At 28.2% G+C, this 22,756-nt stretch carries 22 protein-coding genes, 2 tRNA genes and 1 pseudogene; 13 read left to right on the top strand and 12 right to left on the bottom strand.

Annotated elements, in window-relative coordinates; all coding sequences use genetic code 4:
* Positions 1-23: 23 nt before the first annotated feature.
* The 6 genes and pseudogenes from D2846_RS01350 to D2846_RS01330 form a co-directional block, all read right to left on the bottom strand.
* Complete coding sequence (locus tag D2846_RS01350; RefSeq protein ID WP_235657970.1) at positions 24-659, bottom strand: type I restriction endonuclease subunit R, EcoR124 family; 636 nt, start codon at positions 657-659, stop codon at positions 24-26.
* Positions 660-866: 207 nt separating this feature from the next.
* A pseudogene (locus D2846_RS03725) lies at positions 867-1,070 on the bottom strand (type I restriction enzyme subunit R domain-containing protein); the annotation flags it as partial.
* Positions 1,009-1,194, bottom strand: coding sequence for a type I restriction enzyme subunit R domain-containing protein (locus D2846_RS03720; RefSeq protein ID WP_408633945.1), 186 nt, complete (start codon positions 1,192-1,194; stop codon positions 1,009-1,011). The pseudogene D2846_RS03725 and the gene D2846_RS03720, both read right to left, overlap by 62 nt.
* 90 nt (positions 1,195-1,284) lie before the next feature.
* Positions 1,285-2,025 (bottom strand): glucosamine-6-phosphate deaminase, encoded by a 741-nt coding sequence (nagB, locus tag D2846_RS01340; protein WP_117275114.1) that lies wholly within the window; start codon positions 2,023-2,025, stop codon positions 1,285-1,287.
* Position 2,026: 1 nt separating this feature from the next.
* Positions 2,027-3,136 (bottom strand): N-acetylglucosamine-6-phosphate deacetylase, encoded by a 1,110-nt coding sequence (gene nagA, locus D2846_RS01335; protein ID WP_117275113.1) that lies wholly within the window; start codon positions 3,134-3,136, stop codon positions 2,027-2,029.
* Positions 3,120-3,980, bottom strand: a complete 861-nt coding sequence (locus D2846_RS01330) for an N-acetylmuramic acid 6-phosphate etherase (RefSeq protein ID WP_117275112.1) — start codon at positions 3,978-3,980, stop codon at positions 3,120-3,122. Before D2846_RS01330 ends, nagA begins: the two co-directional genes overlap by 17 nt.
* Positions 3,981-4,193: 213 nt before the next feature.
* Between D2846_RS01330 and D2846_RS01320 the strand changes: the two genes are divergently transcribed.
* The 9 genes from D2846_RS01320 (at position 4,194) to D2846_RS01280 (ending at position 12,138) form a co-directional block, all read left to right on the top strand.
* Positions 4,194-4,484 carry a hypothetical protein gene (locus D2846_RS01320; RefSeq protein ID WP_223211523.1) on the top strand — a complete coding sequence of 97 codons (291 nt, stop codon included), beginning with the start codon at positions 4,194-4,196 and terminating at the stop codon, positions 4,482-4,484.
* Entirely contained in the window at positions 4,484-6,139 is a 1,656-nt protein-coding gene (locus tag D2846_RS01315) for a PTS transporter subunit EIIC (protein ID WP_117275110.1), read from the top strand. The genes D2846_RS01320 and D2846_RS01315 overlap by 1 nt, the downstream gene beginning before the upstream one ends.
* A gap of 96 nt (positions 6,140-6,235) precedes the next feature.
* Entirely contained in the window at positions 6,236-6,556 is a 321-nt protein-coding gene (locus tag D2846_RS01310; RefSeq protein ID WP_117275109.1) for a hypothetical protein, read from the top strand.
* A gap of 1 nt (position 6,557) precedes the next feature.
* Entirely contained in the window at positions 6,558-7,538 is a 981-nt protein-coding gene (locus D2846_RS01305; protein ID WP_117275108.1) for a lipoate--protein ligase, read from the top strand.
* Complete coding sequence (locus D2846_RS01300) at positions 7,538-8,362, top strand: alpha/beta fold hydrolase (protein ID WP_117275107.1); 825 nt, start codon at positions 7,538-7,540, stop codon at positions 8,360-8,362. The genes D2846_RS01305 and D2846_RS01300 overlap by 1 nt, the downstream gene beginning before the upstream one ends.
* Before the next feature lie 7 nt (positions 8,363-8,369).
* Entirely contained in the window at positions 8,370-9,113 is a 744-nt protein-coding gene (locus D2846_RS01295; RefSeq protein ID WP_117275106.1) for a type III pantothenate kinase, read from the top strand.
* A gap of 131 nt (positions 9,114-9,244) precedes the next feature.
* Positions 9,245-10,399, top strand: a complete 1,155-nt coding sequence (locus D2846_RS01290; RefSeq protein WP_170128416.1) for an ATP-binding cassette domain-containing protein — start codon at positions 9,245-9,247, stop codon at positions 10,397-10,399.
* Positions 10,392-11,333, top strand: a complete 942-nt coding sequence (locus tag D2846_RS01285; RefSeq protein ID WP_117275104.1) for a sugar ABC transporter permease — start codon at positions 10,392-10,394, stop codon at positions 11,331-11,333. The genes D2846_RS01290 and D2846_RS01285 overlap by 8 nt, the downstream gene beginning before the upstream one ends.
* A complete protein-coding gene (locus D2846_RS01280; protein WP_117275103.1) occupies positions 11,326-12,138 on the top strand; it encodes an ABC transporter permease subunit in 813 nt (270 codons plus the stop codon). The genes D2846_RS01285 and D2846_RS01280 overlap by 8 nt, the downstream gene beginning before the upstream one ends.
* A 48-nt stretch (positions 12,139-12,186) precedes the next feature.
* On the opposite strand, the gene lpdA is transcribed toward D2846_RS01280, so the two are convergent.
* The 6 genes from lpdA to D2846_RS01250 all read right to left on the bottom strand — a co-directional run bounded on the left by lpdA (position 12,187) and on the right by D2846_RS01250 (position 19,664).
* Positions 12,187-14,028: a dihydrolipoyl dehydrogenase gene (gene lpdA / locus D2846_RS01275; RefSeq protein WP_117275102.1), complete on the bottom strand. Its 1,842-nt coding sequence runs from the start codon at positions 14,026-14,028 to the stop codon at positions 12,187-12,189.
* A 1-nt stretch (position 14,029) separates the two neighbouring features.
* Positions 14,030-14,935, bottom strand: a complete 906-nt coding sequence (locus tag D2846_RS01270; protein WP_117275101.1) for a 2-oxo acid dehydrogenase subunit E2 — start codon at positions 14,933-14,935, stop codon at positions 14,030-14,032.
* Positions 14,936-14,949: 14 nt separating this feature from the next.
* The gene (locus D2846_RS01265; protein WP_170128415.1) at positions 14,950-15,951 is read right to left on the bottom strand and encodes an alpha-ketoacid dehydrogenase subunit beta; all 1,002 of its coding nucleotides are present in this window, start codon (positions 15,949-15,951) and stop codon (positions 14,950-14,952) included.
* Positions 15,951-17,060 (bottom strand): pyruvate dehydrogenase (acetyl-transferring) E1 component subunit alpha, encoded by a 1,110-nt coding sequence (gene pdhA / locus D2846_RS01260; RefSeq protein WP_117275099.1) that lies wholly within the window; start codon positions 17,058-17,060, stop codon positions 15,951-15,953. Before pdhA ends, D2846_RS01265 begins: the two co-directional genes overlap by 1 nt.
* Before the next feature lie 87 nt (positions 17,061-17,147).
* Positions 17,148-18,527 carry an FAD-dependent oxidoreductase gene (locus D2846_RS01255; RefSeq protein WP_117275098.1) on the bottom strand — a complete coding sequence of 460 codons (1,380 nt, stop codon included), beginning with the start codon at positions 18,525-18,527 and terminating at the stop codon, positions 17,148-17,150.
* Positions 18,528-18,695: 168 nt separating this feature from the next.
* Positions 18,696-19,664: a phosphate acetyltransferase gene (locus D2846_RS01250; protein WP_117275097.1), complete on the bottom strand. Its 969-nt coding sequence runs from the start codon at positions 19,662-19,664 to the stop codon at positions 18,696-18,698.
* Between the two features lie 137 nt (positions 19,665-19,801).
* On the opposite strand from D2846_RS01250, the gene D2846_RS01245 reads away from it, so the two are divergent.
* From D2846_RS01245 to D2846_RS01230, 4 genes are all read left to right on the top strand, one after another.
* Positions 19,802-19,886, top strand: a tRNA-Leu gene (locus D2846_RS01245).
* Positions 19,887-20,117: 231 nt separating this feature from the next.
* A complete protein-coding gene (locus D2846_RS01240; RefSeq protein ID WP_117275096.1) occupies positions 20,118-22,172 on the top strand; it encodes an Mbov_0121 family peptidase domain-containing ABC transporter in 2,055 nt (684 codons plus the stop codon).
* Positions 22,162-22,560, top strand: coding sequence for an MAG1140 family protein (locus tag D2846_RS01235; RefSeq protein WP_117275095.1), 399 nt, complete (start codon positions 22,162-22,164; stop codon positions 22,558-22,560). The genes D2846_RS01240 and D2846_RS01235 overlap by 11 nt, the downstream gene beginning before the upstream one ends.
* 96 nt (positions 22,561-22,656) lie before the next feature.
* Positions 22,657-22,732: transfer RNA gene (locus tag D2846_RS01230), tRNA-His, on the top strand.
* The last annotated feature ends 24 nt before the right edge of the window (positions 22,733-22,756 follow it).

The following is a 22,756-nucleotide window of genomic DNA, read 5'->3' as shown; positions in this document are numbered from 1 at the left end:
TATATGTTTGTGCTATAAAGAAGTTATTTATAGAAGATTTCATTGAAAATTTCTACTAACTGATTGGCTTTCTCAATAACTTTATCTTTTATCGTTTTTCTTTTTCTGCCAATACGAGAAACTTTAGGTAAAATTTCATTAAAGTTAGTTTCAAGAGTTTCAACATTTCCGTTAACAATTCATGCTTTAATTACTTCCTGTGATTTTGTTGAGTCTAGTTTCATTTCGTTTATCATTGACTGAATTTCTTTTTCACCTATATTTTGGGCATATTCATAAAATTTTGTAATAACTTCTTCTTTTGATTTAATATTTTTTAAAGCGATTTCTTTTTCAATAAAATTAATAATTAATTCTTCTTTTGCCCTTAATCCAATACTTGATCTAATCATCCTTTTGATTTGGTCAATTGAAAGATTTTTAAGACGATTTTCATCATAAATTAAGCTAAAAATGTAGTCTAAATTAATTTCATCTGTACGTAAAAGATCAATGTAGAAAACAACTTCATCAAATGCAAAACCTTGCTCTTCTTGTTGTCTAGATCTTTCTTCATTCTTGAATTGGTTTTTGAAATCAAGATAAAAAGCCTTCATGTCTTGAATTTGTCTTGGAGTTAATATTTGGTCAAAACTTTTAAACTCAAAGTAGTTTCTTAATTTATTTTGTAGTACTAAGAATTGACCAAATAATTTAACAAATTCAAGTTTATCTTTTTAGAATTCAATTTTAGAAAGATCACTAAATTTCTCATTAAGCTCTTCCGAAATTTCGACAAATCCTTTATATCTTTTTTGGGTAATTGGATCTTCGAAACAATAAATATAATCATTATATGATTTTTCTAAAATAATGTTTGCACTATTTTCATCACCAAAAATCTCAATTGCTCTTTGTGTATTAGCGATTAGGTCTCTAAAGCAAACAATATTATCAAATGCTTTGCTTTTACCTAAAATTCTATTTGTTCTTGAGAAAGCTTGAATTAAACCATGATATTTAAGGTTTTTATCTACAAATAATGTGTTTAGTCATGGAGCGTCAAAACCAGTTAAAAAACATTCCCACAACGGTTAATAAATCAATTTTCTTATCTTTCACTTGTTTTGAAGGGTCTTTATAATAATCTTCAAAACCACCTTTTTCAATTGAAAAATCTGACTTAAAGTATTTATTGTAATCTTTTAAAACCACTTCGCTCAAGAATGTTCTTGCACCTGTTTCATTTATGGTATTTTTTCATATACTTCATAAATTAAAAGCACACCCATGGTGCACTAATAATTATTTTTTAACTTTTTCTAAAATCATTTTTGCCGAACTTTCATCAACTATTAAAGTAACATCTGGATGTGTTTTTAAATAACTCGAAGGAATTTCAGGACTTACTTCACCAAAAATTGTATCAAATAATGCTTTTGCCTTTGATTCTCCGTCAGCTAATAAAATGATTTTTTTGGCCTCTAAAATTGTTTTAATACCCATGGAAATTGCTGTTTTAGGAACATCATTTTCACTATCAAAATAAATTTTGTTTGCGTCTATTGTGCTTTTTGTTAATTTCACTTCTCTTGTTCTTTCAGTTGGTAATGAACCTGGTTCATTAAAGGCTATATGAGCATTTTTACCAATACCTAAAATCATTAAATCAATTCCACCTTTTTCTTTAATTAAGGCTTCATATTTGTTTGAGTTATCAACAATATTTCCAATTCCATTTGGTAAATTAATATTTGCTTTATTTATATCAATATAATCAAATAAGGTTTTATGCATGAAGTAATGATATGAGCATTTATTTTCTTTTTGAATGCCTACATATTCATCAAGATTAAACGAAGTAACTTTTGAAAATGATACATCCTTATTTTTGTTCATTTTAATTAGTTCTTGATAAGTTTTAATAGGTGAATTACCAGTTGCAAAACAGATTTTAAGATCTGGTTTTGCTAAGATTTCTTCTTTAATAAGATTAGCAGCAAATTCTGCTTGAACTTGGGTGTTTGGTTTAATTAATACTTTCATTTTACTTTATCCTTCTTCCATCAATATAAACTGACTTAATTTTGTAATTTTTTGGATTCATGATTATAAAATCTGCTAAAAAGTTTTTCTCAATTTTACCTAATTTGCAATGCCCAAGATGCTTTGCGGCATTATATGAAGTCATTTTAACTGCATCATTAAGTGAGATTCCTATTTTTACTAAATTAACAAATGCATCGTAAATCATTATTCCAGAACCCGCAATTGTGTTTGTATTTAATAAGGTGATTAATTTACCTTTTTTAAATACAGGTACTCCACCAGAGATATTTTCTCCATCTTCATAATACGCAGGTTTTATTGCATCAGATACAGCTATAATTTTATCTGGCGTTTTGTTTTTAATTGTAAATAAAATTGTTTCTTTAGAACTATGTACAAAGTCGATAATTAATTCTGTATAAACATCATCATGATAAAGTGCTGCTTGAGCAATACCTGGATTTCTTGAATCAACTCCAGACATTGCATTTCATAAATGACAAACTAAAGTACATCCATTTTTAAAGAATTCTTCAGCTAAAGCATAACTAGCGCTTGAATGACCAATTGAGCCTATAATGTGAAGTTCTTCTTGCATGAACTTGAAGTTTTTAATACTCATCATACTTGGGTCAAATGAGATTTTTTTAAGATTATATTCACTTTCTACTGCAAGTTGTTTAATTCTTTGTTTTGTTGCCTTCAGTAAGAATTCTTGCTTATGAGCTCCTTTTTTATCATTACCTATAAAAGGGCCTTCAATGTGAAAACCAAGGTTTCTTGAAACTCAAAATTCATTATGAGCTATTTCTTTTAATGATTTAATAATTGTTTCTCAAGAATTAGTCATTAATGTAGGCATAAATGAGGTTGTACCATAACGGGAAAGTTGTGTTGAGATATTTTGTAATGCTTTTGCGCCTTCCATAACATCATAATTACCCATTCCATGAATATGAGTATCAATAAATCCAGGGATTAAAAGCATTGAGCCTTCTCCGCTTTTTGGGATTATTTCTTTAATAAAATTATTTTCAATAATAACATCAGCATTATTAATAGTGCTATCAGGATTAATTACTTTAACATCTTTAATTATTGATTCCATTTTCAAGTGCCTTTCTTAAATTATTATTTGATTTATCTAATAGATTTTTAGCGCTTTCTTTATTAATATTATACTTCAGCATAACGCAAGCTTGTTTAATATTATAATCAGCTAGTTCATAATATTCTTTTGCCTTTTCTAATGATACATTATTAATTAAGCTAATAATTTGATAGCTTCTTAAAACAAGTTTTTCATTAATAGGTGTTAAATCTATCATTAAATCATTGTAAACTTTATTATTTTTAATTGCACCAATGCTTGAGAACATATTTAAAATTAATTTTTGTGCAGTTGCAGCTTTTAACCTAGTTGAACCATCAATTATTTCTTTACCGGTATCGACAAATAATATAAAGTCACTAACACCTTCACAAGCACCGCCAAGTTTATTTTCAATTAAAACATTGTAAGCATTTTGAGACTTTCCAAAGTCAAAAAAACCTTTAATATATTTAGTATTACCTGAAGCTGAAAGACCTATTATTAAGTCTTTTTGATTTACATTCATTCGTTTTGCATCATTAAAACCAAGTTGATAATCATCTTCAAATCCTTCAAGTGATTTTAAAACCGCTTGGTTGCCACCAGCCATGGAATAAGTAAATCAATTTTCTTCATTAAAAGTAGGTAAAACGTCTAATGCATCAAGCAATCCAATTCTTCCGCTGGATCCAGCACCTACATAAATTACTCTTCCTCTATTTTGAATAGTTTTTATTATTTTTTGAATTATTAGCTCAAGGTCACCTTCAATATTTTTTAATGCTTGATGCACCTCTAAATTTGTTTCATTAAATAAATTTACAAGATTTTTAATACTTAATTTATCTAGTTCTTTCATTGTGCCTCACTTCGCTTTTATTCTAGTACTATGGTGCAAAAATGTTAAAAAGTGAATGATTCATTCACTTTGTGGAAAAATTTTCATATAAAAATAGGGAAAAACGCAAAAAAAGTGAATTAAACTGAATGGTTTGAAATATTTTTATAAATAGGTTTACAATTATTATGAGTGGGAGAAACTCACTCCTAGTATTTTTAGAAAGGTTTAAAAATGTTAAATAAAATCAGTTTCTTGAATAAAGTTCACAAGTTTCAATGAATCTACATTGGTCTTTGAGCATTATGAGCTTTATTATTAATTGCACTAGTTTTATTATCAACATTATATAAAGCTCCAGTTGACGAAGATGGAATTAAAAGACATTCTAATATTGTAGCTTCAGTAGCTTTAATGTTCTTAATAGTATTCTTTAGTGCAATCGTTTCAACAGTCGTTGTTCAAATTTACATTTCTAAAAAAGCGTTAGTTCGTTCAATGGCAAAATCAGGAGGTAGAAAATAATGAGTGCTCTAAGTCATTTAAAACCTCAACAAAATATCTTTAAAAAGATGATGCAGGTGTTGAGCAAAATTGGGTCAACTTTAATGTTCCCAATTGCGATTTTACCTGTAGCAGCTATTTTATTAAGAATAGGTGCTGAAATCCCAACACAAACACAATTCGCAAATATTGTGCAAACAATAACAATTAAAAGTGGTGGAATTGTATTTGACAATTTACACTTAATCTTTGCAGTAGGTTTAGCTTTTGGTTTTTCAAAAGATAAACGTGGTGAAGCTGCATTTGCAGGATTGATTGCTGTATTAATAACAACTTTCTTAGTTCCGTTTTTAGCAGATCAATTTTACAATCAAGTTAACTTTGGAAACGGAATTGTAGGTTTCAAAGCTTTATTTGGTGGTAAATATGATGCAATCTTAGGAAACAACATTTTAACTTCTATTTTTGTTGGTGCATTAGTTGCTTACATTTACAATAGAACAAACAGTGTTGAATTACCTAAAGTATTAGGATTTTTCTCAGGAAAAAGACTAATTCCTGCTTTAGCAATCATTGCAGCAACAGTATTCTCAATAATTTGAGCAATCGTTTTCCCATGAATTGCTTATCTAATTTACTTAATTTCTAAAGCTCTTTCAGATGCAACAAGTGTTGGAGAAAAAGCAACACTTGGAACAAGATTTACAAGAGCTTCAATTATGGGTGTATATGGATTTATTAACCGTTTATTAATTCCATTTGGATTACACCACATTCCTAACAACTTATTCTGATTCCAATTAGGTTCATGAGCTAAAGAAGGTGCTAAAGCTGGTGAAACTGTAAATGGTGATATCTTCATCTTCTTACAAGGTGTTGCAAAAGATAACCCAGGTGGAATCTTCCAAGCTGGATTCTTCCCAATGATGATGTTTGGATTGCCTGCATTAGTTGCAGCGTTTGTATATACTGCAGAAAACAAAGTTCAAAGAACAAGAGTTATTGCTTTATTTGGTTCAGCAGCTTTAGTTAGCTTCCTTTCTGGAATTACAGAACCAATTGAATTTGCATTCTTATATGCTTCTCCTTTATTATATTTTGTACATGCCGTTTTAACTGGTGTATTTGCATTCATTACTGGTGCATTTGGAATTCAATTAGGATTTGGATTCTCAGCTGGATTAATGGACTACATTACTTCAATTCCTAAATCAATGGCAATTATTAACGATTCAAACTTCACAGGTGCAGCAAGAGTATTCGCTAACCCTGCTTGAATTATTCCAATCGGATTATTAACAGCAGCAAGTTACTTCTTTATTGGAAAATACTTAATCAAAAAATTAAACTTAGCAACTCCAGGACGTGGTGCAGGTGTTATCTTACAAGAAGAAAAAGCACAAGAAGCATCAGAACAATCTTCAGGGTTCTCAACAAAAGCTAAACAAATTGTTCAAGGTTTTGGTGGATGAGATAACATTGTTGAATACAATAATTGTTCAACTAGATTAAGATACGTTGTTAAAGATGGTTCAAAAGTTGATGAAGAGTTAATTAAAAAAGCAGGTGCTTTTGGATTAGCTAAAATGTCAGACACTTCTTTCCAAGCAATTATTGGTGTTGAAGCAGAATCATTAAACAACGAAATAGTTGCAAACATTGGCAAAGAATTATAATAATTTAAAAGGTCGTGCTTAAGCATGACTTTTTTTTATCGAATAATATTTAATAACCTTAGAAAATAAATATAAAAGTTTATAATTTAATATATTATGAGTAATTTATATCAAACAATAGCTAGTAAAGAGCTAGAATTATCATTCGATTTAAGTATTTTAAATCATGCAAACAGAACTATTGATATTAAGATTAATGGACTTTTAAGGGATATTAAATATAACGCTTCATACTTTGATTGATTCATTGAAGATTTATTATTCTTATTAGATAAAAATAGATATCAGAAAAGATGAGATTATGGTCAAATTAATATTTTTGGAATTGATAATTTAAACTTAAAAACAGAAGAAAAAGCAAACTTTTTAAAACAATTTAAAAGCATTACAAGCTTTGATTTAATTAATAAGGAGTAATATGAAAATATATATTAGTAAAGAGTATTCACCATTTTTCAATTTAGTACTTGAAGAAATCATTACAAAAGATCAAGATAATACTGAAGATGTTATCTTCTTATATCAACATGCAAATGATGTAATTATCGGTAGAAACCAAAACGCTTATAAAGAAGTAAAATTCAATGTTTTAGAAGAGCAAAAAATTGGGTTATATAGAAGACTTTCAGGAGGAGGTGCAGTTTACCATGATTTAGGTAACTTAAACTTCTCATTTATCACACTAAATAATAGCGACAGAAGTTATCAAAAATTCCTGGAACCAGTTTTGAGTTTCTTGCAATCATTAGGTCTTAATGCACAATTTAAAGGAAGAAATGATTTGGTTGTTAATGATGCAAAATTCTCCGGTAATGCCCAATTCATTTATAAAAATAAAATTGTGCACCATGGAACAATTTTATTTAATGCTAACTTAACAGTGTTAGGAAATGTCTTAAACCCAAGTAAATTAAAAATGGAATCAAAAGGTATCACAAGTGCAAAGCAAAGAGTTACAAACTTATTAAATGAACTTGAAGAAAAAATAACCATTCAAGAGTTTATTGAAAAGTTTGCAACATTTTTGAAAGAAAAATACCAGGCAAAAATTTTAGACATTCCTCAAAAATATTTAGACCAAGTAGCTGAAGTTAGAAAACTAAGAGAATCAAACGAATGAGTTTTAGGCAAAAACCCAGAATTCTCATTCTTTAGTGAGAAAAAAACTGGTGCTGGTATCTTACAAATTAGTGCTAACATCAAAGAAAATAAAATTCAAGAAATTAAATTTGAAGGTGACTTTTTAACATTATTAGGAACAAGTTATATTGAAGAAAAATTAATTGGTCAAGACTTTTCTAAAAATAACTTAAAAACATTTTTCGAAAATCTAGATGATCTTAAAAACTATTTTGGTGCAATTAGTATAGAAGAAATATTGGAAGTATTATTTAACTAATGTTTAAAAAAGAAAAAATACAAATCTTAAACGAAACAATTAATGTAATTTATGAAGATAATCAAAAAGCAAAAGTCTTATTCTTACATGGTTTTGGTTCGTCAACTTCTTTTGCTCAACAAGTTTACAATTTAGCAAATAGAGATTATGATGTAGTTTCATTTGATTTTCCAGGTTGTGGACTAAGCTCAGCTAATAATGAAATATCAATTGAGTATTATCAACAAATCGCAAGTGCATTTGTCAAGCAATCAGGCTTTGACATTAAATTAGTAATTGGCCATTCATTAGGTGGTGCAAGCGCTTTATATTTATTGAATAATAACTTAGTGTCAAAAGCATTGCTTGCAGCCCCAATCAATCACAATATTCTATATGATGTAGTTGATGAAACTTTATCACAAACTACTAAAAGATTAATTAGATGATTAATGCCAAGTACATATGATGAAGCGTTTGAAAGTTCAGATAATTTAATTTATTTAAATAAAAATAACTATAAAGAAAACTTAAGCAAAATTGCTCAAATGTTTTTAAATGTTTCACAGAAAAAACTTTCAATATTTAAAAATATGGCTAAAAATCAAATAACCAATGATTTTTATTTACAAAATTCAATTAAACCTTTATATGAAGCAAATAATGATTACCAAATAATAAGTGGAATTAATGATAGATTTGTTCCGCTTAATTCAGTTAAAAAAATCGCAATTCAGTTAAATAAAGAATTAACAGAGCTCGAAAATTGTGGTCATGCATTATTTTTCGAACAACCAGAATTAATTAATGACAAAATTAATCAAATAATAAATAGCATGAAATAGGTAAAAAATGAAAAACATCTTATTCTTAGACCTTGGTAATTCACTTTTGAAAATTGGATACTTTAATAATAAAAATGAATTAATAATTGATAAATTACCAACTAAATCATTGACTAAATGAAACCTTAATAAATACTTCAAAAACCTTATTGCAAAGGGTTATACATTTAATGATGCATTACTTTCTTCTGTGAACTATGATAAAAGTAAAGTTGTTCAAAAAGTATTAAAAAAACACAAAGTAAACTTACAAAATATTAACCATGAAATGTTTAAAAATGAAGTTTATGGACATGGAGAAATCACTCTTGATGAAGTTGGAACAGATATTTTACTTACATCTTATTATATGGCTAAAAATTATTATAGTGGTTTTGTGGTCTCTTTTGGCACCGCTACTGTAATAACAAAAATAGAAAACAAAACTTTAAAGGGAGTTATTATTGCTCCTGGTATTAAAAACTCAATGGAATCATTATTTTCAAATGCTTTTTTATTAAATCAAGTTGAATTAAATTATGAATTATCAGACATTTTAGCAACCAACACAAAAGATGCAATATCTTCAGGGATAATCAAAGGTAATTACTTTATGATTCAAGGATTCTTAAATGCATTAAATCATGATAATTTGCCAGTTTTATTTACAGGAGGTAACTTAAGTTTCCTTAAAAATGAAATCACTGTAAATATAGTGGAAGAAATGGTTATTAAGTCAATGATTTTACTTTATGAAAATTTAAATAAATAATTAAATAAATTTCCGTACTACTAGTGCGGTTTTTATTTGACTTTTATATATTTTACTTATCAATTTTTCATTTTGTAAAGCAACGTAAAATTAAATACATCTATAATTTTTGATAAAATTAAAATATGAATATGATAGCAATATTAAAAGACTTAATTTTAACTAAAAACAAGAAAGAAATTTTAAATATTAAAGAGCTTAAAATACCTGAAAACAAGATTGTTTCAATTGTTGGACCTTCAGGTGCCGGTAAAACTTCATTATTAAATTTAATTGCTAAACTTGATAAACCAACAAGTGGAGAACTCAATGTTTTAGGAGACCTAAAAACTCATGAAATGGGTTATATTTTACAAGACAATTTAATATATGAAGAAGCTACAGTATTAAACAATATTTATTTAAGTGCCAAAAATTCATTTAAATGAAGAAAGCAAGCAAGAAAGCAAACACTTTCTAACTTTATTGCTACAAATAATATTTCTAATAACTGAATTGATAAAAAATTAAATGAATATCTTAATAATGAAAAAGAAAATAAAGAAGCTATTTTATTTGCTAATTTATTTACTTTAGTGTTGTTTGTTAGTTTAAAAAATAAAGTTGCTACGCAGTTTATTAAGGCTATTAAACTAAAAAATATCTTTCAAAAAGATTTGAATAATATTGCTAATAAAATGCAAATCAGCGATATTTTAAATAATAAGGCGAAAAATATCTCCGGCGGACAAAAACAAAGAGTATTAATAGCTAAAGCTATCATCAAAAAAGCAAACTTAATCTTAATGGATGAACCTTTTTCAGCACTTGATATTAAGATCAAAGAAAAAGCAATTGACTGAATAATTAAAATTAAAAATGATTTTAATCTTTCTATTATTTTAATTACACATGATCAATATGATGCATTAAAACTAAGTGATTATATACTTGTTTTAAACAAAGGAAAACTTGAGCAGTTTGATACAAAAGAAAATATTTTAAATAAACCTAAAAACTACTTTGTAGCAAATTTCTTTAGTAATCCAAGTTTAAACTTTTGAAACAAAAATGATTCTTATACTGAGTATTTAAGACCAATTGATGTTAAGTTAAGTTCTTCTGATATAGTCCAAGAATATAAAGTTGTTGCAAAAGAAAATCTAGGTAATTTAATTCTTTATACAATCCAAAATCATGAAGGTAAAATTATTAAATCATTAAGTATTGGCTCTCAGTTAAATATCGGTGATTATGTAACATTAAATGTAGAAAATGAAAAAATCTTAAGATTTGAAAATGAATAAACTTAAAAATATAAATGGTATATTAAAAAGATATTGAAAAGCACTTTCATTAATCTTACCATTAATAATTTTATTAATCATTTTCTATATTGTTCCAATTATTACAACCTTAAAAGAATCATTTATTGTCTTCCCTAGCCAAAATAAAAAAACATTTTATATTTATGATATTAATAACTATAAAAATGTTATTAATGATTATGATTTTAAGGTAGCCATCAGTAATTCAACATTTCTATTTTTTATCCCTCCACTTATTTCCTTATTAATGGCGATATTTCTAAGTTATTGACTAAGTGCATTAACTTTAAAAAGAACTAAAAGTTTCTTTTTAAAAATGATTTATTCGCAGTTCTTTATTTCTAGCTTTGTGGTTGGTATTGCATTTATTTTACTTTTTGGTGAACAGAATTTATTTTTTAAGTTGTTTAACTCTAATAAAAGTTTTTTATATGGCCAAAATAAATTAAACATTAAGCTATATTTATTTATCTTTCAAATGTGAAGGTCTTTACCATTTAATATAGTTATCTTATCTTTTGTATTTATGTCTGTTAATAATAAATATAAAAAGATTATGCAAATTGATAATTTAAACATTGCTGATAAACTTAAACTCTTATACTTTAAAGAATTCAAAAAACATTTATTTTTATTAGTTTACACAAATATCATTTTTTCGTTTTTAATGTATCCAGGAGCTATTATTAATGAAAGTGATGTATCAATGCTTAAGGCTCATACCTTAACAAGTTATATTTTAAGTTTAATTAAACCAATAGATAACACAATTTCAGTTGATAATAATAAAGCATATGCAGCAAGTTTTATTGCTTTATTATATTTAATTTGTTTATTTTTATGTTCGTTAATAATTATTAAAGTTACTCAAATTACATTTATAAAGATTAGAAAAAGGATGTTAAATGTATAGAAAAATTTATAAAGATATTATTATTATTTTATTATTAATGATGATTACACTTGCTTTATTGTTTCCAATTTATATTCTTATTTTAGTAGCTTTTAAATCAACTAATTCAGTTGTTTTAAAAGAATATAATCTTTATTTTAATGAGTTTGAGTTTAGTAATTTTGTTTTTTTAAAGGATACAAGTTTTTGAAATGCTCTTTTAATTTCATTTGCTAGTGCGTTATTATTGATTTTAATTAGGTTATCCTTTTATAGTAGTTTTATTATAGGGATTAATAAGCTAGGGGAAAGAGTTCAAAAGCTCATGTTATTAATTATTTTGATATTCTCTTTTGTGCCTGAGTTCTCAATTTATTTATCATTAAGAGAACTCTTAGGCAAAATGAAGTTATTAAACTCATTAACACCTTTATCACTTGTAACTAATTCATTATTTTCATATTTCTTTATTTATAACTTACTTTTGAGTTATAAAAAAACTGAGCAAAAGTATGATAAGCTTATTAAAAATGATAATTTAAAGTGATGAGAAAGATTTTATTTTGTTTATTGAAAAGAGCTTAAAAATATGTACTTTTTATTAATTATTTTTAGCTTTATCTCAATTTGAAATGATTATTTATGACCAAACTTTTTATTAAGTAATACCGAATATAAAACTGTTGGAATTTGATTTAGACAAATAGGTGCAACCCCTTCTGGAGGACACTTTATCAATATTCAAGCAGCAGGCTCATTAATTGCACTTGTTGTGCCAGTTGGACTATATTTTGCGTTTTCAAGTAAAATAATAAGCGCTAAATAAATTAAGTATAAAAAACAAACGCTTTTTATAGCGTTTGTTTTTTTTAAATTATTTTTTAAGTTTGTGTAATTGGTGAACTGCATTTCTAGCAGCTTCTCATAAAATTTCACTAAATGTTGGATGTGGATGGATTGCTGAAGCAATATCGTAAATTGTCGCTTCAATATCCATTGCTAAAACAACTTCTGAGATTAAATCTGTTGCAGCGGCGCCAATAATGTGGCAACCGATAATTTCACCAAATTCCTTGCCGATAATGAATTTAGCAAATCCTTTTGATTCGTGAGCTGCTAATGCTTTACCAACGAATTTGAATTCATGTTTTGCAACAATAATATCTCTTCCTTCTGCTCTAGCTTGTTCTTCTGTTAAACCAACAGCAGCGATTTCAGGGTGTGTATAAATACATGCTGGAACTGTTTTTGCTGAGTATTTAACATTTTTCTTAAGAATGTTAGAAATTGCTACAACAGCGTGACGGTAAGCAACGTGTGCTAACATTGCTTGACCTACAACGTCCCCAATACCGTAAACACCTTCAACATTTGTTTGACATAATTCGTCAACAATAAGTTGTTTTCTTTCACCAAGTTTAATACCAACTTCTTCAAGCCCTAATGATTCAGGAATTCTACCAACTGAAACTAAAACAACGTCTGATTCAATAGAGTGTTCCTTTCCATCAACTTCATAGTAAATTTTGTTGTTTTCAAATTTTGTTGTATTAGCATTTGTGATAACTTCAACATTCGCTTCTTTTAAGTCATTTGAAACTTGTTTAACGATATCTTTATCAAGCATTGCTAAAATTGTTGGTAAGTTTTGTAAGATTGTAACTTTAACACCTGTAGCAGCAAACACTTGGGCGAATTCTACCCCGATAACCCCACCACCAATGATTGTTAATGATTTAGGTTTATCTTTAAGATTGATTGCTTCTTTAGATGTAATTAATTTACCACTTGCATATCCTTCTGCAAATCCTGAAAGTGGAATTTTTCTATCGCTTGAACCTGTAGCAATAATAATATTTTTAGCTCTATATACTTTACCTTCAACTTGAACTTCGTGAGCTCCAACAAATTTTGCTTCACCAAAAATTGTTTTTACTTTGTTCATTCTCATTAATGCTTGAACACCACCTGTAAGTTGTTTAACAACTTCAGATTTTTTCTCATGCATTTTTGTTCAATCAATTTTAGCATCTAATTTACCAACTATACCGTAATCATGTGCATGATTAATGTAATGTAAGATTTCTGTAGTTTTTAAGATTGCTTTTGTAGGAATACATCCAACATTTAAACAAACCCCTCCTCAGAATTCTTTTTCAATAATTAAAGTTTTTAATCCTGCTGATCCAGATTCTTCGGCTGCAACATATCCACCAGGCCCTGATCCAATAACAATAACGTCAAAGTCTTCTTCAATAGTACCTGTGTAAACTTTACCTTTGTCTTTTGCTGAAGATTCTGAAGCTACTTCTTGTTTTGGTGATTCTTTAACTTGTTGTACAGTAGCTGGTTTTCTTAATGAAGATAAATCAAATAATTGGTTTGAAACTTTAACTTCTCCAACAACTGACGCACCTCCACCTTCTTGTTTTTCTTCTTTAGCTGGTTGTTGTGGAGCTAATGCTTCTGGAGTATCTGCTGATCCATCGTCAATGTGGTAAACTTCTTGACCAACATGAATTGTATCACCAACAGCCATTAAAACTTTTAAGATTTTACCAGTTGCGGGAGAAGGGATGTCTGAAGTAACTTTATCAGTTTCAACTGAGAAAAGAGGATCTCCTTCTTTTACTTCATCACCTTCTTTTTTATAAATTTCACCTACAACACCTTCGTGAAGTCCTTCACCAATATCTGCGAATTTAAATTTTAGCATCTTATAGTACTCCTAATATTTCTGGTTTTTCAAGTAATTCTTTAACTCTTGTAGCAAATCTACCAACAGTTGCTCCATCGATTCATCTGTGGTCTGCTGAAACTGTTAAGTTCATAACTTTTCCTGGAACGATTTGTCCATCTTTAACAACTGGTCTATCAACAATAGCACCTACACCTGCGATAGCTAATTCAGGGTAGTTAATAACTGGTGTTCCGAATAATGCGCCAATTGACCCATAGTTTGTAATTGTGAATGAACCATTTGACATTTCATTTGGTTTGATTTTTTTATCTCTAGCAGCAAGTGCTAATCTTGATATTTCTTGCGCTAAATCTACCATTGATAAGTTTTGTGAGTCTTTAACAACTGGAACCATTAATCCTGCAGCTGTATCAACAGCGATTCCTAAGTTAATTGTTGTTGGGTAGACAATCTCACCGTTCGCTTCATCATACTTAGCAGCAAGAATTGGGAATTCTTTTAATGCAATAATGATTGCTTTTGCAATGTATGGTAAGAATGTTAATTTAACACCTGTTGTTTTTAAAACATCATCAACAACAGCTTTTCTTAAATCTCATAAACGAGATACATTAATTTCGTTAACTAAACTAAAGTATGCAACTGAATCTCTTGAGTTAACCATAGCTTTAGCAATAGTTTTTCTAATAGGTGTAATTTTCTCTCTTTTACCATCAAGTGAGGCTACTGGAGCAACTGCTTTTGGAGCTTCTGTTGAAGCAACAGGTGTAGTTTGTGGCGCTGACGTTGGAGCTTTAGAAAAGTTTGCGACGTCATCTTTTAAAATTCTACCTTGAGGTCCTGTTCCTTTAACTTGTGTAATATCTATACCTAATTTAGCAGCAAGTGCTCTTGCTAGTGGGGTTGAAATTATTTTTTCCATAACTTCCTTTCTAATTAAAATTTGAATTTAACAACTTCTTGAATTTTAGCAACAATTTTATCACTATCAATTGCATGGTATTTTTCACCTCTTGCTAATGGAACTGTGATATCGTAACCTGTCAATCTTGTTAAAGGTGCTTTTAAGTATTCAAAAGCTTTTTCGTTTACTCTTGTAATAATTTCCGCTGAGACTGAGAATGATTTAACAGCTTCATGCACAACAAGTAATCTACCTGTCTTTTTAACTGAGTTAATAATTGTTTCTGTATCAATTGGTTTAATTGTTCTTAAGTCGATTAACTCTACACTAATTGATGGATCAATTTCCATTAATTTTTTAATTGCTTCAATTGAGTCATGAACTTGGGCACCATATGTAACAAGTGTTAAGTCACTTCCTTCAACTAAAACATTTGCTTTACCAATTGGAACTTCATAAATTCCAGCTGGAATTTGTTGCTTGAATGAACGATAAATTTTCTTAGGTTCTAAGAAAACAACTGGATCTGGGTCATTAATAGCCGCAATCATTAATCCTTTTGTATCATAAGGAGTAGATGGCATAACAACTTTTAATCCAGGGATGTGTGCAAATAATGCTTCAATAGCTTCTGAGTGGTGTTCTAGAGCCCTAACTCCTCCAGCCATAGGCATTCTTAATACCATAGGAACTGTGAAACGACCTCTTGATCTATTTCTATATCTTGCAGCGTGAGTCATTAATTGTTGGAAAGCTGGATATGAGAATCCTTGGAATTGCATTTCTACAATTGGTCTAAGACCATAAATTGCAGCCCCAACTCCAATTCCACACATTGAAGCTTCAGCAATAGGTGTATCTCATACTCTTTCTACACCATATTTCTTTTGTAGACCTTCAGTAGCCCTGAAAACTCCACCTTCATAACCTGCATCTTGACCTCAAAGAACAACTCTGTTGTCTTTTTCCATCATTAAGTCAATTGCATTTGTAACAGCACCAATGTTATTAACTTCTAATATTTCTTTATCCATTATTTATTCTCCTTTGATGCGTAGTAAGCCATAGCTTCAGCTTTTTGTTCTTGTAATTCTGGAGTTAAGCTTTCGTATGTATAATCAAAAACTTCATTAATATCAACATCCAATTCTGTTAATGATTGTTGATATGCTTCTTTAACTTGTTCTAATGCATCATCTCATATTTTATCTTTCTCAGCATCTGTTAAATATTTTTTAGATTTTAAGTATGTTTCAATACGATGCATTGGTTCTCATTTTTCTTTTTCTTCTTCTTGTTCTTTTGTTCTATAAACTCTTGGGTTATCACTTGTTGTATGTGGCCCTTGTCTTCATGTTACAAATTCAACAACAACTGGTCCATTTCCTTCTCTAGCAAATTCTACAGCTTCTTTAATTACTGCATATGATGCTAATAAGTCATTACCATCAACCCTAACACCTGGGATACCAGCAGCAGCAGCTTTAGCAGCAATTGTTTCAGATCCTGTCTCTAAGTGCTCAGGTGTTGAGATTGATCATTGGTTGTTGTTTACACAAAATACTGATGGTCATTTTCAAATAGCTGATGTGTTAATTGCTTCATAGAATTCACCTTCTGCTGTTCCACCATTACCAATGAAAGACATTGAAACTATTTTTTTACCCATTAATTTAGCTGCGTAAGCAATACCAGCAGCATGAGAACATTGAGTAGCAATAGGAATATTTACTGGTAATAAGTTAATTCCTTCGGGTGTAACACTACCTCTTTCGTTACCATTTCAGTATAACATTTGGTTCTTAACCGGCATACCCATGTAAAGCATTGTGGCATTTGATCTAAAGGCAGGAACAAATCAGTCATCTTTTTGTAAAGCCATAGCAGAAGCAACTTGTAAAGCTTCTTCACCAAAGTTAGGAGCAAATGTCAACATTCTACCTTGTCTTTGTAATTGAGTCATGTATTCGTCTTGTCTTCTTGATAAAACCATAAATTTGTAAGCTTTAAGAAGTTCATCTTTACTTAACTTTGGTTCATTAGTTTTACCATCTTTTGTAAGTTTTCCATCGATGTCTAAGAAACGAATTAATTCATCTTTAGAAAACATTATTTTACCTGGTTTAATAAATTTAAATTCCATTTTGATCCTTTCATAAAATTGAATTTATTTACTTATAAATATTAACAAAATGGAGCAAGCAACTCCATTTTGGTTGGTTTTTATGTATTATTTTTTGCTGTAATTTAAGTTTAAAGCATTTAAGATTGTTTGGATAACAAAGTTAAATGGTTTATTGAAGTGCGGTAAGAAGTAGAAGTCCATTAAAGCAATTTGTGGTAATGTTAATTTTTGTTGAATTGCTAATGATAACATGTAAATTACTTCTGTATGGTTAGCTTCTCTACCTTCTGAACCAATTTGTGCCCCAAGAAGTCTTAAAGTATTTTTATCGTATGTAATTTTGAATCATACTTTGTAGTGATGTTGCATGAATTCTGGTCTATCATTGTCTTCAAAGTATTCAACAGCGAAACTATCTTTAACTACATCATTTTTACCAGCAGAAACTTCTGTTAATCCTGTTGATGAGTAGTTGAAGTTAAATACGTTAATTGCATTTGTTCCTGAGTATCCTGGGAATGGAATTCCTTCATTTCCTGCTAGGTGGAATGCAGCAACAATACCTGATTTAACAGCGTTTGTAGCGAGAGCAATGTGTGTGTGTTCTCCTGTAACATTACTTACCATTGAAGCTGCATCTCCAATTGCATAAATATCTTTATCACTTAATGATCTTTGGAATTGGTCGACTTTAATAGCTCCATTTGCGGTTTTTTCAACACCTTGTAAAACATCTGTTCTTGGTTTGAATCCAATTGACATAATTACTAAATCAGCTTCGTATGTTCCTTTATCTGTTACAACTGCTGAAACTGTTTTTCCATCTTTTGTTTCAAATTTTTGAACTTTTTCTCCAAGTTGCATTCTAATTCCACTTTGAGCCATTTTAGCTTCAATTTTGCTTGTGAATTCTTCATCAAAGTAGTTTGGAATGATTCTGTCTTGCATATCAATTAATGTAACTTTTTTACCGTATTTGTGGAAAGCTTCAACTAATTCGATTCCGATGTATCCAGCACCTACAACAACAACGTTTTTAACATCTTTTGAAAGTGCTTTTGCTTTAATTTCTTTTGCATGTGCAAAGATTTTTGAAATTAAGATATTTTCTAATCCAACGTTTTCAAATGGTGGAATAATTGGTCATGTTCCTCCAGCAAAAACTAATTTGTCATAGTTGTCATTAAATGTTTCTCCTGTAACTAAGTTTTTAACTGTTACATATTTTTCTTCTTTGTTAATTCCAATAACTTCATGAGAAATTTTAATATCGATCCCTAATCCTTTTAATTCTTCAATGCTTGAGTAGAATAATCCATCTGGACTTTCGAATTCTCCTCCTACTCATAACGCAATACCACATCCTAAAAATGAAATGTCTGTATTTCTTTCGTAAGCAACTAATTGCGCATCTGGTGATACTTTCTTCATTGTTCTTAAAAATGAAGTACCAGCATGGTTTGCTCCTATAGATATAATTTTCACATTAACCTCCGATATATATTAATTTTGTTAAGTATGTGATAAATTATAAATTTTTTATGATACATTTTGTTTTTTTAAAATAAAAATGCAAAATTTTATGAAAATTTTCCACATTATTTTATCTTTTTCAAAAATGTGGAAAAAATATGAAAAAAATAAGCATGACGCTTATTTCTTTTCTTGAAATGCTTGTAAAGCTGTAATTAAAATTGTGTTGTATACATCTTCTGGTGTTGAACCTCTTGAAAGATCATTAACAGGACTTGAGATACCTGTAATAACTGGGCCAATAGCTCCAAATCCACCTAAACGTTGTGCAATTTTATAACCAATGTTTCCTGCATCTAATGTAGGGAATACAAAAACATTTGTTTTTCCTGAATATGATTCTTTTTTGTATTTTGCTTTTCTAACTGTTTCATCAAATGCTGCATCAAATTGAATTTCACCAATCGCTTTAACATCGCTTACTTCATTAAATTTAGCAACTGCTTCGGCAACTAATTTTGATTCATCACTCATCCCTGAACCATCAGTTGAAAATGATAAGAAAGCAATTTTAGGTTCTAATCCTAAACCCTTTGCAAAATCACTTGCATTTAATCCGATTTCAGATAATTGATCTGCATTAGGTTTAATGTTAACTGAAATATCTGAAAAAATGTATTTTTCAGTTTCTTTGTGCATAATCATCGCTGATGAAATTGTTTTGATACCTTTTTTAGGACCAATAACTTTAAAACCAGCTCTAAGAATATCTGCTGTTGTATAATTTAATCCACCTACTACTCCGTCAACTTCTTTGTTCTTTAACATCATCATTGCATAAAATGGAGCACCTTCTAGACTTTTCTTAGCCGACTCCATTGTTTCTTTACCATTTCTAAATTCGAAGAATTGGTTTGCGTATTGTTCTTTCTTTTCATTCGAAATAACTTCTTGAATAATATTTGAAGGTAATTCATTGTTTTTTTCTTTTACTAATAAAACAACATTTACTAAGTTTGTTTTAGAAATCATTTTCACTGTTTCAATTGATCTTTGGTCTTCACCATCTATTAATAAAATTGTTTTTTTAGAATTAATAGCATTATTCATTTCTGATAATTTATTTTCTAATTCTTTTTGAAATGACATATTTCTCCTTTAACCATAATCTTTTAGATAGTAGGAATTATATATATTTTTTTACATAAGGATTAAAAAGATTCAAAAAAGATATTTTTTTATGGAAAACTTCCATTTTTTAAAATTGTGGTAAAATATTTATACATGCCCGAGTGGTGAAATTGGCAGACACGCTAGACTAAGGATCTAGTGGAGCAATCCGTGCAGGTTCAAGTCCTGTCTTGGGCACCAAAATTAAATTAGGAGAGTTTATGGAAAACAAAAAAATTTGCTCATGCAAAAATTGCTCATGCACAAATTGCACATGTACAAATTGCTCATGCAATGAATAAACTCAAAAAATTAAATTAATTTCTGGTGATTAGCCAGTTTTTTTATTACTTTTTCCAAAATAATTTGTTCTGTTTTAGTTCGTCATTAATTAAAAATTATTTAATAAGCGAAATAAGATGGAGATATATTATGACTAGTAAATACAAACAAATAGATACAAGAGATTGTTCGCTTTATGTTTTTAAATACTTTTTAGAAAATTTCAAAGATAAACATGTTAATATTGATGAACTTAAATTCCAAACTACATATGATGAAAATGGTGTTTCTTTAAGTAATTTTGATAAAATTATTAATCTTTATAACTGAAGTATCGAAGTTTATGAAACAGAATATTCGCAACTTGTGAAACTTGATAAAACTGAATTGCCTTTTGGTGCAATCGTTAGATTAAATAACTATGAACACATGGTTTTAATAACAAATAAATCAAATAGTCATATAACATACTATGATCCAAATATTGGTAAAGAAAACACACTTGAATTTAATGAATTCCAAAGTATTTTTAGAGGTTTATTAATTGAGTTTATTGAGTTTAAAAACGTAAAAAACGAAGTAAATGAAGTAAAAGATAATAAAAATAAGGGAAGTTATTTTAGTTTATTTGAATTTAACAAAGAACATTTATATATAACATTAATGCTTATGCTTGAATTAATATTTTTAATAGTATTACCATTGATTAATAAAAAGATCATAAACACAATCATTGTGTATAAATTAAAAAATGAGATACTATTAATTGGTATTTCATCGATAATAATGATTGTTATTTTGTATTTGATACAAAATATAACAAATAGGATCACTAACATAATTTACAATAAAAAAGTTTCAGAAATATTTATATATCTGTTAAATCAATTTAATATATCAAATAAAAAAATGGCACTCAAGTTATCAACACTAGAGATCAAAAATCGTTTCGCAAGCATTTATGAGATATTATCTATAAAACAAATGTTTTTTCCTAGTCTTATCATAAATATTCTTAGTTTCAGTATCTCATTATTAATTTTGAAAAATATTAATAATATTATGTTGATCATTTTAGGCGCTTTAGGAATTTTTATATTAATTTTAAGTTTTATAAAGAAAAAAATATTTGATTCAAATTTTCATAAAATTCTTACCCAAAACTTTGAAGGAGATTTGCATTTCGAAAATTATGTCAACTCTATTAAAGAATTTGAACACCATATATTATCAAATTCAATTTTAAGTAAATGAACTTTAAGTAATGAAAAATTTGTTAATCAGTCATTAGAATACAATAAGAAATTAATTTTAGTAAATTCTCTAAATTCATTAATTGAAATAATAACACCACTAGTAATATGTTTAGTTGGTGCAAATGAGATTTGAGAAAATAGATTAGAGTTGCCTAATTTTATATATTTTCTTACTTCGCTTAATTTATTTATAAAACCTTTAAAAGGTTTCTTCGAAAATATAAGCGGTTTAATTAATTTTAGAGCTAAAGTAAAGTTAACTCAGGTTTTTTATCAAAACAAAAAAGAGTATCAACCTTCTTTAAAGAATTTTATTAACAAAATAAAAACTTTAAAAGTTTCATATGTTGATTTTTCATATCCTAATTCAAACAAAATCATTAATATTGATCGCATGATATTTCAAGATAAAGTTAAATTGATTGGGAGAAATGGTTCTGGTAAAAGCACATTAAGCAAAATTCTTGTAGGTTTATTGCCTTCTGATAAAGGTGAAATTATGGTTAATGATCAAATTATTGAATTATTCAATAATGAGGATTTAAAAGAAAAAATGTGCTACTTAAATTCTGAGTTAAGTACCATAAAAACAAGTATTTTAGAATATCTTGGAATCAATGATTTTGTACATTTAAAAGCGATTATTAAAAAATATCAACTTGACCTAATTTTCAAGGATATAAACTTTGATATTGAAAATATCAACTGAAAGAATGTTAATGAATTATCAAAAGGTCAAATAGCAATAATTAAAATACTTAAAATTTTTCTTAATGACTATGATGTAATTATTTTTGATGAATCATTTGAAAATCTTAATCAAAATGTTTTTAAAACTTTAAAAGAAGTTTTGCAGGAGTACTTAAATGATAAGTTAGTGATTGAAATTAGCCATACAGATAGATATATTTTTCAAAATGCAAGCGAGGTTATCTTGAATGAAATTTAAAATTGATCAATTAATTTTATTTTTAGTGCTTTGCATTTTGTTTGCTTTGGTTGGTTTATTAATTTATTTTGTTTTATCACTTCATAATTATGAATATTTTAACGGAATTGTTAAAAGGGAAGATAATGATCTTTATTTACTTAATTTAACTGAAAAACAAATTAATAATAGCGAATTTAATATTAATATAAATATAGATGGTAAGATAAAAACTTTTCAAACAAACTTTACAAATGAATTCAATAATGAAGGAATCAAAATTCATAGTGATGAATTAGTTATGTATATGAAACAAAATAATTTATTCATGCATAATATTTTTATTTCTGTTCAAAAAGAAAGATATTGAGAATGGATATTTAATGAAATAAAAAATATTATTAATTAGTTTAATTTAAAGTTAGCAATATTGCAAATTTGATAAACTTGATTATTTTTTCTTTGATAGTTGATTAAATGATATATAATAAGTTAGCTTTAAATGGCGGTCGTGGTGAAGTGGTTAACACAGCGGGTTGTGGTCCCGTCATGCGCGGGTTCGAATCCCGTCGACCGCCCCATTTTTTTTAATCAAAAAATGGCTT

Origin of the sequence: Mycoplasmopsis edwardii (assembly GCF_900476105.1) — a bacterium.
In the GTDB taxonomy this organism is placed as follows: Bacteria; Bacillota_I; Bacilli_A; order Mycoplasmatales; family Metamycoplasmataceae; genus Mycoplasmopsis; species Mycoplasmopsis edwardii.
This window is presented reverse-complemented; position numbering and strand designations above follow the sequence as displayed.